This window comes from Cardinium endosymbiont of Nabis limbatus (genome assembly GCF_965196625.1).
Lineage (GTDB): Bacteria > Bacteroidota > Bacteroidia > Cytophagales > Amoebophilaceae > Cardinium.
This window is the reverse complement of the sequence record NZ_OZ239769.1, coordinates 1,068,533-1,080,551: the sequence shown is the minus strand read 5'-3', so window position 1 is coordinate 1,080,551 and position 12,019 is coordinate 1,068,533. Positions and strand designations below refer to the sequence as shown.

The window sequence follows — 12,019 nt, the reverse complement described above, 5'->3', positions numbered from 1 at the left end:
AAAGTTTATAAAAACGCTTGATTTTGTAAAAGTAGAGGAGCATGAAGCGCTTCTTCCATGGCCGCTAACTGCAGTCTCTTAGAAGGAAGTGGATGTACATAATTCTGGCACAACCATTCCTTCTGCATTGATTGCTTTGAGTAGTACTTTACAAAGTCTATTGGCTAGTGCTTCTTGATGGGGCAATTGGACCCGAATATAATTCTCTGTAAACCCTTCTATAACGCCATCATTTGCCCCATATTCAAATAAAACCGTAGCGGTATGGCCTAAATGTTGCCTATAAAAGTGGCTGAGCTTTTTTTCCGAAAGGATGCGCAACATTCTGGCCCGTTTTACACGCTCTTTTTGAGGAACGACCTCAGCCATGCTGGCTGCTTTTGTATGCGCTCTTTCTGAATAAGGAAAGACATGTATATAGGCAATAGGTAATGCATTTAAAAAATGATAGCTTTCTAAGAAATCTTCTTCTGTTTCACCTGGAAATCCAACGAGTACATCTACACCTATGCAACAGGTAGGCATTTTTGCTTTTATGTGCGCTACACGTTCTTGGTAGAGCTTGGTTAAATAGCGGCGGCGCATAAGTTTTAAAATCTTATCGCTACCAGATTGTAGGGGAATGTGGAAGTGGGGTACAAAGCGTTTGGAGCTAGCCACAAAGTCTATGATTTCATTGCGGAGCAGATTGGGCTCAATAGAAGAAATGCGAAAACGTTCTATGCTTTCTACTTTATCTAAAGCTTGAATCAACTCAAAAAAGTTGGTTTGGCGTTTGTCGTCAATGATGCCAAAGTCGCCTAGATTTACCCCGGTTAGGACAATTTCTTTTACATTTTTGATCGACTTGGCTTGTTCAACTACTTCTGCAATGGTAGCACTTCTGCTTGGCCCTCTAGCCAGTGGTATGGTGCAAAAGGAACATGCATAGCTACAACCATCTTGTACTTTAAGAAAAGTTCTGGTGCGGTCTCCTATAGAGTAGGCAGGGGAGAAGGTTAACTTTTCTTTAATAGAGGTAACTTGTATGGTGGCCGATTCGTCGGATTTTTTTTTATGCCAATCGGTAATCCAGTCCAGTAGCTTGAATTTTTCATGTGTGCCAAATACGGCATCGACACCTGGTATGGCTGCAATGGCTTCTGGCTTAAGTTGAGCATAGCAGCCTATTACGATTACAAAAGCTTCCGGTGCCATTTTTAAGGCTTCTCTAACCATTTTCGCACACTTATCATCTGCATTCTCGGTTACAGAACAGGTATTCAATACAAAAACATGCGGCCGCTGTGCCAAGGTTACGGTAACGAATCCTGCTTCTGTAAAGAGGCGCCCAATGGCAGAGGTTTCGGAAAAATTTAATTTACAGCCTAATGTATGAAAAGCAACTTTTTTCATTATTTCCCTGGTAGTGTTTCAGCCCAACTACCATCCCAAACCTTTGCACCAGCTATTTTATGCTCTTGTAGTGCCAATTGATAGACCTGATCTACAGAATCTACATAGTGAAAGGTTAAGTTTTTACGGTAGATTTCTTTAATCTCTTGGACATCTTTTTTGTTTTTGCTGCTGAGTATAATCTCTTTCATGCCTACCCGTTTTGCGGCTAGAATCTTTTCTTTAATGCCCCCTACGGGTAGTACCTCCCCTCGTAAGGTAATCTCGCCTGTCATAGCCAAGCGGTCTTTTACCTTTTTTTGGGTATACAGGGAGGCCAATGAGGCAAACAGGGTAATCCCTGCAGAAGGGCCATCCTTAGGAACGGCGCCAGAGGGGACATGAATGTGTAAATCGTAGTTTTCAAAGACACCGTGTGCTACGTCAAGGTATTGGTCGTTTGCTTTTAAGTAAGAAAGTGCCGTCATGGCAGATTCCTTCATTACTTCTCCTAAGTGGCCAGATAAATTAACCCTTCCTTTTCCTTTACTCAAGACAGACTCTATAAAGAGAATTTCGCCACCAGCTGCTGTCCATGCCAATCCAACTGAAACACCCGGCAAGGGTGTAGTTTGATAAGGGGTCTGGTCAAATGGTTTCGGGCCCAGTAAAACACTGATATCTGTTGCTTTGAGTTTTTTAGTATAGGCTTCACCTAAAGCAATGGACTTAGCGGTTTTTCTGCAAATATTGGCTATTTGACGCGATAATTCACGGACACCAGATTCCCGTGTGTAACTGGCTATAATAGTAGCCAAGGCATCATCTTGTATCGCTAAATCACTGGCTTTAAGGCCATGCTCTTTTCTTTGTTTGGGGAAAAGATATTTTTTTGCAATTTCTATCTTCTCTTCTAAAAGATAACCGCTTACTTCAATGATTTCCATTCTGTCCTGTAAAGCAGCTGGAATACGATCTATCGAGTTGGCAGTGGCTACAAACAAAATATTGGAAAGGTCGTATGGTACCTCTAAGAAGTTGTCGACAAAAGCATTGTTCTGCTCTGGATCGAGCACCTCCAATAGAGCAGAGGCTGGATCTCCACGCATTCCATCTAGTTTGTCTACTTCATCTAGTACAATTACCGGATTCGATGCGCCGCTTTTTTGAATGTTATAGATAATTTTTCCAGGCATGGCGCCAATATAGGTTTTTCTATGGCCTCGTATCTCGGCTTCATCATTTAACCCACCTAATGCAATGCGTGCATACTTTCTACCCATTGCTTTTGCAATAGACTTGCCCAACGATGTTTTGCCTACCCCAGGTGGACCACATAAACATAAAATAGGCCCTTTCATATTTTTCTTTAGCTGTAAAACAGCTAAAAATTCTAAAAGACGTTCTTTTACTTTTTCAATGCCATAGTGGTCTGCATCAAAAATCTTCTTGGCTCGGTTTAGGTCTAGGTTGTCTTTGGTATAGGTTTCCCAAGGCAGTTCTACCACCAGCTCTGCATGGTTGATGCTAATGGAATAGTCTGGACTATGGGGACTGATTCGTTCCACTTTTTCCAATGCTTTCTTAAAATAATCTGCTACTTCTTTAGACCATTGTTTTTTATTGCCTTTTTCACGTAATGCATCAATCTCATCAGAGAGGTCGTTTTCACCTAGTTCATCTTGGAGTACTTTAACTTGTTGCCTTAAATAATAGTCCCGTTGCTGCTGACTAATATCAGAATGCACTTTGTCTTGAATCTCTTTTTTAAGCTCGGAAATTTCTAACTCCTTAAGCAGGTGTTTTAAAAGCAAATTGGCCCGTTTGGTGCTGTTGTTGACCTCTAGTAACTTTTGCTTGTAGTGGATATCTGTATTTAAATTAGAGGCCAAAAAGTAGGTCAAAAAATCTGGACTTTTAATATTGGTTAATACTGCTTGCGCTTCACTAGTGCCATCAGATCGAAACTTAAGAATCTTAATGGCCACATCTTTTAATGACTGCATCAGCGCAAGTACCCTTTTATCTTCCTTATAAGGCTGGTCCTTTAGCACGTGAATGGTCGCTTCTAACCCCAATGGCTCTGTAAAGAGTTGAATGGTTCGAAATTTTTGCTTGCCATGCACCAAAGCAATCGTTTTGCCATTTGGTAAACTAATGATTTTAATGATTTTGGCTAGTGTACCTATTGGATAAATATCGGTTGGTTTGCCTTCAAAGGTTTCTGGATTGCGCTGGGCAATGATGCCTAATAGGCCATCTTTTTCATGCACGGCTTCTATTAAATGCATGGCTTGCCTTTCTTTAACCGCAATAGGTACTACAACGTTGGGAAACAAAACTGTGTTGCGAAGTGCCAACAGGGGTATTTTACCTTGGGTGTTGTCGTCGGAGAACTGCTCTTTTTCATCAGATACAATCAGCTCTACCATGCCGCCTATACCATCCTCACCCCATGCAGAGGCAAGTCCTCCATCCATTACTAGTGACTTATTGAAGTACATATATAAATGGTTTATATCTACCTTATGATCATAACGTATATGATGATACAAGCAAATAATATGCCAAAAAAATGAAAATAATAGGCTGCTTATAATAATTTACGAATGTCATTACCCAATGCGTAAAGGGCAAGCAAAAGTATAAGGATCATGCCCAGTTTTTGGGCGCCTTGTAAAAATCTATCAGAAGGTTTTCTACCAGATAGTGCTTCATATAATATCCATAAGGCATGCCCTCCATCTAATGCTGGAATGGGCAGCAAGTTTACTGAACCAATGACAATGGATAAAGTGGCAACGAGCATCCAGAATCTATATCCAATAAATTCATTTCCAAAGCTTTGCGCAATGCCAATGGGGCCACTTAAAGATTTTTTTAAGCTGAGTTGGCCTGTGATAAGCTTCCAGATGGCTGAAAATTGGGTCTGTATCAAATCCCAAGTTTTGGCTAGGCCAACAGGAATAGATTCTATAAATGAATAGTGTAGCTTTTTACATGTATATGGGGGGGGAATGAGCTCAATACCCAATCCTTTTGGGTCGATCTGAATAGAAGTAGCGATTTGTATGCCATTGCGCAAATAAACCACTTCGACGTTTTTACCCAAATAACTTTTAACCGCTTGGGTTAATTCATCTATATCAAGGATGGGTTGGCCAGCTAGTGCAATGATTTGATCCTCAGCCATTAAGCCTGCTTGTGCCGCACTGCTGTTGGTATCTACGGTGTGCACCACACAAGGGTAAATGGGCCTTAAAAAAACAGCTTTTTTGATGTCTGATAAATCTTCTATTGCTTTTTCTGGAATGGGCAATTCTAACAGCTTCCCGGCTCTTTTAATGGTATAGTAGCTTTTACTACGGAGTAATAGGCTGGGCGATAAGATGTCATTAAAGTCTTCGAAATCTTTTCCATTGATTTGAATAATTTGATCCCCTGTTTTAAAACCTATTTTGATGGCTATTGGACTGGGCATAATGCCATATTTATTTACTTCATCTTTAGGTAAGTAAGTATACCCCATTGTATAGGTTAAACCAATCCATATAAAGATGCCGCTGATCAGATTAAAAATAATACCCCCTAATATAGTGAAGAATCGCTGCCAAGCTGGCTTTGAACGAAACTCCCAAGGTTGGGGGCTATGGTGTAAATGGTCGGTATCTAATGACTCATCTACCATGCCTGCAATCTGAACGGCTCCACCTAAAGGAATAGATCCTAGTCCATATTCGGTTTCACCCCATTTTACTTTAAATATTTTAGGCGGGAATCCAATCATATAGCGGGTTACCCGCATTTTAAAGAGTTTAGCAAAAAGCAGATGACCCAATTCATGTATCCCTACAATAATGAATAAAGCTGCCAAAGATTGAGTCGTCTTAATAAGAAAGGCCATATGGTATTGTAATCGTTATTTTTATTCTTTTTGTTAGAAAGTAGTGGATAAATATAAGCAAAAAATAGAAAAAATGCCTTAGCCGCCTAAGCAGACTTGCTTGGGGGTTAGGCTATGCACCCATAACAAACCAATTGAAATGCCTTATTACACAATATTGATCGGTTTCATAGTTACGTTGCTTTTAACATTCATTCGGGTATATTATTTTTAATTTGATAATCAGTAAAATTACTTTAATTGCAACTACTCCTATAAAATATAACCACTCAGCTCTTTCTGTTTTATTAAGTCCGCTAGTGCTTTTTGGACCATTTCTTTGGTGATGGTAATCGCTGTATCGGGGAGAATGGTATCTGGCACATCAAACAATATAGGGGTTAATAGATGGCTCATTACGGTTTGCAACCGCCTGGCACCAATATTTTCTAGTTCTTCATTAAGTAGATAAGCCATGGCTGCAATTTCTTGTTTTGCTTCTGGGCTAAAGTCTAGTTTAACTTTTTCTACCGATAAGAGTGCTTGGTACTGAATGGGTAATGCACTTTTCGGTTCGTCTAGAATCTTATAAAAATCTTTTTGTGAGAGATTTTCTAATGTGACGCGGATCGGAAACCGGCCTTGTAGTTCTGGAATGAGGTCAGATGGCTTGGCCATATGAAAGGCACCTGCTCCAATAAAAAGAATATGATCTGTGTCAATGGGGCCATGTTTGGTTTGTACGGTACTGCCTTCTACAATGGGTAAAAGGTCGCGTTGTACCCCTTCTCGGCTTACACCTGGGCTATTGGTTTGGCTGGTATGGGCAATTTTATCAATTTCATCTATAAAAATAATGCCTGTATTGCTGGCTCTGGCTAAGGCTTCTTCTTTAACCGCACCCATATCAACCAGCTTTGTGAGCTCTTCTGTCAAGAGTAATGTGCGTGCTTCTGCAATGGTAACTTTTCTTTTTTTGGTTTGTTTGGGTAAAAAGCTGCTGAGCATATCTTGAAAGTTCATGACGAACCCTTCATCCATAGGAGGCCCTACGCCTAGGCTATTTATGTTGCCGGAAGGTGTAGCTTTGGTTACTTTAATTTCTATTTGCTGTTGATCCAACGCGCCACTTTTTAGTTTTTCTCGGAAACGCTCCCGGGTAGTAGTAGAGCTGTTTTGTTCAGTGCATTTGTCTAGACCTCCTTTTTGGTGAAGAGGAGGTAGTAAAATGTCTAAAATGATTTCTTCTACTTGGCTGACCGCTTTGTGTTGGAGTGCTTCCATTTTTTCTGCTTTTACCATGGCTACGGCGCGTTCAACTAAATCTCTGACCATGCTTTCTACATCACGCCCTACATAACCTACCTCTGTAAACTTAGAGGCTTCTACTTTGGTAAAAGGAACTTTTGCAATTTTGGCCAATCGCCTGGCTATTTCTGTTTTGCCTACGCCAGTTGGCCCAATCATTAAAATATTGTTTGGGATAATGTCTTCCTTAAGTTGATCCGAAACTTGCATTCTGCGCCATCTATTCCGCAATGCAACGGCCACATTGCGTTTGGCTTCTGCTTGACCAATAATATATTTGTCAAGTTCTGCTACAATTTCTTTGGGGGTAAGGGTATGTGAACCGATTGACATCATTGCTAAATTGGTTGGGTTTATAAGTTATACCATACCCTTTTGTACGCACAAGGGCATAATACGGTTGACATCTAATATTACTTAAATTTACTGATTTTTTAAGATTAAAAAATAATATGAGTTAGAAACTCAGTATATTACAAAGGCAGGATACAATTGGCGCCTTATATAATTTCTTGCTGTTTGCTAATACGGAGTGATGTTTTTATTTTATTTGCTTTTAAAGGCATTTTTTAATTTGTCTTTTAGTATTCTTGTATGATGAACCATTTTTATATAATATCTGGCCCTAATGGAGCCGGAAAGACCACGGCAAGTTTTACGATCTTGCCTGATATTTTGGATTGTAAAGAGTTCATCAATGCTGATCAAATAGCTTCTGGATTGTCTCCTTTCAATCTAGTAAATTTGATAACCCTATATCTGCCCATTTGTGATAACTGGGTCATTCTTAATGGACAGGATTCTAATTCTGAGGTAATTGCTTATAAAAAAATGGCAAAAAAAGAACAAATTATAAATAAGCATGCTTGGGAAAGTATCCTAAAACAGAGTAAATAGCAAACATATGAACACTCCTGAAATAAGCCCATTTATAAAAAGACTACTCGAGGGAGTCCGTAAGGCTAATTATAAAATGGTAAAAGCGGCTGCTGCGGAGAATAGGTCTCTTGTCTTGGGAGATGATAAAGGAAAAGTGATCATCCGACCGGCAATAGAAGTATTAAAAGAGTTAGAGGAAAAGCATAAAAGAACCAATCCCAAAGAGATAACCTAAGGTGTAGATAAAATATTATCTATGTTTACTAATCAAATAAAAACCATTAAACATCCACCTTTTTTAGCAGCAGTTATCAACCATTTGCATAGACTCAATGGAGTGGGGGAGCCGCTTGTTATATTTCCCAATCAACTATCTATTGATTATTTCCAGCCATTATGCGATAACAAAAAATGGCAAGCGCGTTGTCTAACCTTGCATCAGTTGATGCTTGCGCATAGTCAGATCACCTGTTTGCCTACTTTGGCTTTACTCGGCAAGTTACATGGAGTAGCTGAGCGCATTTTAAATAGAAAAGAATCTTTTGAAGAATTTTATAGTTGGGGCTGTGCGCTTTTAGAGGATTTTAATCGTATAGATAGCTATCTGGTAAATGGTGCTGAACTATTTAGTTGCTTGATGCAGCACAAACAACTGACCAGCACTATGTCTGTAGATCAGGGTCGATTGGACGCCTTGAAAAGGGCTAGTGCGCTACCAGGATTGCAGCAGAAAGAAGTGCTATTTTTTTGGAAGCAACTACCGCTGCTTTATCAATCTTTTAGAGCAAAATTACTTGAGGAGGGGAGCGGCTACGAAGGATTATGTTATCGCATGGCAGAACCCTCACCGGAGCTAATGGGTCAAGTGTTGCTTTTTGTTGGATTTAATTTGCTTACGCCTGCTGAAGAACAGTTTATTACGCAATGCAAAGCGGTTGCTTCGACTACTTTTTTCTGGGATGTGGATGGGCATTATTTCGATCATTCAATCAATATAGCGGGCCACTATTTGCGTCAGCATAGGAAAAAACAATGGTTTCAAGAAAACTTTACGCCGGCTACCTATTTGAGTGACCCCCATAAAAAAGTTTTGCTTATAGAAAGCTCTAATAGGGTAGCTCAGGTGCAAGCGGTTATAGCTGCTTTACAAGAACAAACAAATGATGGACAACCGAGGTTTTTGCCCCATCAAACGGCAATCGTAGTCAGTGGTAGCGAGCTGCTGATTCCTTTACTAGACCAGCTTGCCAAGCTGTCTATTCCGTTGCATGGTAGATTGGAATATCCATTCAGTGCTACGGTGATTTATACCTTGGTAGAGCGCTTGGTGCAGCTTTGGGAAAGCGCTGTTGCGGCTTCTGGGCAAGAGGAGATGGCTGGCCATATGGTTGATATTGTTGCGTTATGGTATCCTTTTGCAGAAGGAGCGGTGCAATCGGAACGCACGGCTATGCGCCAATTGCTGGCCAAGGATGCGGGCCATGCTGCCTTATCTGCATGGGGCTCCTTTGACCTATGGTGGAATAAAGATCATAAAGCGCTTTTGCCTTATCTTCAGGAGTGCTTGACCTATATAGATAGCCATTTTGCAGCAACTGATTCTCTATTTTTGGCGCTGCATAAAACAGCGTTGGCCTATCTATTGACTTATATAGAGGGGCTGTTGGGAGAAATGGCTACCTGTTCTGTTGCTTTTTTCTTGAATGGTTTAAAGCAAAGTAAGCTGTTATTTCATAGATCGAATCCTTTAACAGGGCTCTATATTATAGAGGTTGCTGATTCCTATAACTTGGATTTTGAACATCTCTTTTTTATAGGGATGAATGAAGGGCACTTTCCTAGAATTCCCTATAATGATTCTTTTCTACCTTATGACTTATGCCATATATTTGGGCTGCCATTTGTAGATAAAGTAGCAGAAGCTAAAACGGCTTATGGATTTTATAGACTGCTCCAGCGTAGCGAAAATATCTATTGTTACTGCACCCAAAAAAGTCATTTAGATGCTTCTGGTGAAATGAGTCGCTTGTTGATACAATTGACTTTTGATAGTCAGTTAAAGGTGATTCCTTCTTATCATTCCATGCAGCTGCTAGAAAAGCCAATACTGCCTATATCTATTCAGAAAGATGATGCAGTGATGCAGTTACTAGATAGATTTTTGGAAAAAGAAAGGGTAGCTGCTTCTAGCCTAACGCCTTCTGCCTGCCTTTCTTATTTGTCATGTCCGCTTCAATTTTATTTTAAATATTTGTTGCAACTCAAGCAGACGGCTTGGCCAAAAGATGCTACAGAAGCGCTGCAATTGGGTACATTGTTTCATGATGTTATGGCAAGGCTGTACAAGCCTTTTGTAGGTATGCAGATGGATCAAAGCAGTTCCATAGCGGTAAAATTAAAAATCAACTTACAGATCAAGGAGGCTATAGCTACTGCTCGCATACCAGTTGGCAGTCCTATATTGCTCCATGCACTACTGGAAAAACTGGTGGTACGCATGGTAGCATTAGATGGTGCAGATGCGCCATTTACCCTTTTGGGCGTTGAGGTAGCCATGAAACAATCTATGGTTTTAGATGGAGCAAGAAGGGTCTGCTTAAGTGGTGTGATTGATCGCATCGACATCCAAAACCATTTTATCCGTATTATAGATTACAAGACAGGTTTGGCCAATTGTAAGACATCGAGCATAGTTGATCTATTTGATCCTGGTAAGGTTAAAAAGAATAAAGCCATTTTTCAGCTTTTTTTTTATGCTTGGCTTTTTCAATCGCTACATGGAGCCGATTACCCGCAATCGATTATGCCTTATCTGATTCCTATTCGGGAACTTTTTGGGGAGGATTATATGCCTGGTATTGTTATACAACAGGTTGATGGGGCTAATGGTAAAAAATACCATCGAATAGAGAATATGATGCCCTATGCAGCGCCATTTGAAGCGGGTCTAAAGGAGCTGCTTTTAGAAATATTTAATCCTGCTATACCTTTTGTGCAAACAGAGGATCTTGAAATATGTGGCCATTGCCCATACGTGCGGATTTGCCAAAGGGATTAGATTATATAAAGCGCTTTATTACAATAGCCTAAAATTTGGATCTGAACTATCTTTTTACTATTTAACTTATAAGTATTTCCTTTTAATAGTTAATTATCCAACAATTTAAATGATGAATAGGCTATGAAAAATTATTCAATATTGCGCATGATGTATGCCATAGTAGCGTTTGCGCAATTAAAGAGAGAGAGTCCCCACTTACTAGTACAAAGATATTATGAATAATAAGAAAATTTTTACATTGTGCTTACTAATATTGGATGCATGTAATACTGTATCCAATCAAAATATGGATAGTCCTGATCCAAACCAACCCTGTAGCTTATTAGATTATCAGCTGCGTACTGATCTTTATGCTGATAGTGGTGCTTTTGCACATCTTGTTAAGGCTAAGGAAGCTGCTAACCAGGCTATTAAACCTGCTATTACTGGTGATGGGATGTCTTATATTTTTAATGCTCAAAAATTAGTTACGCTTGCTGCTAGTCATAGTGCTCTTGCTGCTTTTTATTTTCATATTGCCCTGAAGCTAGATCTTGATTGTGATACTTCTAGTCATAATGCTGTTCGTAAAGCTAGTATTTCTAATGTGGTTTGTAAGAATTTTGATCCCATTACCATGTCTGCCTCGAATAATGATCATGTTCACTCTGTTGCTTCTCTTGTTATAAACGCTGCCAAGCATGTTCATATTGCCCATAATCGTATTGCTTGTACTTTTAATGAAATGGTGGATAGTAACGCTAGTGAGGTTGCCTATAATGTTGTTGATATTGAGAAGCTTGCTATTCATAATAATAAATTTAAACGTATTGAATTGGCAATGGAACAAAATTATAGTGATAGTGTTGATATTCCTAATAGTATTATTGATGCACTTGCTAGTGACGTTCAGGATGAAGATGCTGACAATACGGATATTACTACCTATGATTGTATTCGTTCTAAGGGTGTTATTGACAAGTCTAAGAATAATACTATGCATTATGTTAGCGAAGCTACTCGCTTGGCTAAACAGGCTATTGATTATGCTGATGAAGTTATTAAGAAAGCGAATGAGGACAAGTATGATACTCTAGATCTTGCTGCTGCTCTTGATCTTATTGCTGAGGCTGCTATAGGTTCTGCTCAGGCTTCCGGTTTAACTTATATGGCCCATATTTCCCATACTCATACTTGTGATTCTGTTCTTGATTTTGCTGGCGCCGAGTATACTTATATAAATGATACTGACTCTAATCGTGCTGTTCGTGATAATCGTGGTATGAGTCCTGAGTATGAAGAAAATCATTGTAAGATTTCGGATCAGCAGGTTAGTAAAGCTATAAAGTATGCTTCGGATGCAGCTGCTAAGGTTGCTAAGGCTACTATTATGATTGATCATATTAGTACGCGTAGGAAGGGTAAAGAAGATTTTGTTTTATACTGAAATTTTAAAAAATACAACAAAGGAGTTAAATATTTTTAAAATTGACTCCTTTGTTAAAGATACATGCGTTTTTCTGACGTATCTATTC

Annotated in this window: 8 protein-coding genes; 4 read left to right on the top strand and 4 right to left on the bottom strand. The window is 39.4% G+C overall.

Translation table 11 applies throughout. The features are described from left to right. Positions 1 to 78 precede the first annotated feature (78 nt). From mtaB to hslU, 4 genes are all read right to left on the bottom strand, one after another. The gene (gene mtaB, locus ACOALF_RS04830; RefSeq protein ID WP_419241365.1) at positions 79 to 1,395 is read right to left on the bottom strand and encodes a tRNA (N(6)-L-threonylcarbamoyladenosine(37)-C(2))-methylthiotransferase MtaB; all 1,317 of its coding nucleotides are present in this window, start codon (positions 1,393 to 1,395) and stop codon (positions 79 to 81) included. Next, the gene (gene lon, locus ACOALF_RS04825; protein ID WP_419241364.1) at positions 1,395 to 3,878 is read right to left on the bottom strand and encodes an endopeptidase La; all 2,484 of its coding nucleotides are present in this window, start codon (positions 3,876 to 3,878) and stop codon (positions 1,395 to 1,397) included. The genes mtaB and lon overlap by 1 nt, the downstream gene beginning before the upstream one ends. An 89-nt stretch (positions 3,879 to 3,967) precedes the next feature. After that, positions 3,968 to 5,278 carry an RIP metalloprotease RseP gene (gene rseP, locus ACOALF_RS04820; RefSeq protein WP_419241363.1) on the bottom strand — a complete coding sequence of 437 codons (1,311 nt, stop codon included), beginning with the start codon at positions 5,276 to 5,278 and terminating at the stop codon, positions 3,968 to 3,970. Between the two features lie 252 nt (positions 5,279 to 5,530). Then, a complete protein-coding gene (gene hslU, locus ACOALF_RS04815) occupies positions 5,531 to 6,898 on the bottom strand; it encodes an ATP-dependent protease ATPase subunit HslU (RefSeq protein ID WP_419241921.1) in 1,368 nt (455 codons plus the stop codon). A gap of 261 nt (positions 6,899 to 7,159) precedes the next feature. Here hslU and ACOALF_RS04810 point away from each other — a divergent pair, with 261 nt between their 5' ends. From ACOALF_RS04810 to ACOALF_RS04795, 4 genes are all read left to right on the top strand, one after another. Next, on the top strand, positions 7,160 to 7,462 hold the full coding sequence (locus ACOALF_RS04810; protein WP_419241362.1) for a hypothetical protein: 303 nt from the start codon (positions 7,160 to 7,162) through the stop codon (positions 7,460 to 7,462). Positions 7,463 to 7,469: 7 nt separating this feature from the next. Then, complete coding sequence (locus ACOALF_RS04805; RefSeq protein WP_419241361.1) at positions 7,470 to 7,679, top strand: hypothetical protein; 210 nt, start codon at positions 7,470 to 7,472, stop codon at positions 7,677 to 7,679. Between the two features lie 21 nt (positions 7,680 to 7,700). Then, positions 7,701 to 10,502 carry a PD-(D/E)XK nuclease family protein gene (locus ACOALF_RS04800; RefSeq protein ID WP_419241360.1) on the top strand — a complete coding sequence of 934 codons (2,802 nt, stop codon included), beginning with the start codon at positions 7,701 to 7,703 and terminating at the stop codon, positions 10,500 to 10,502. A 217-nt stretch (positions 10,503 to 10,719) separates the two neighbouring features. Then, positions 10,720 to 11,931 (top strand): hypothetical protein, encoded by a 1,212-nt coding sequence (locus ACOALF_RS04795; protein WP_419241359.1) that lies wholly within the window; start codon positions 10,720 to 10,722, stop codon positions 11,929 to 11,931. Positions 11,932 to 12,019: the final 88 nt, after the last annotated feature.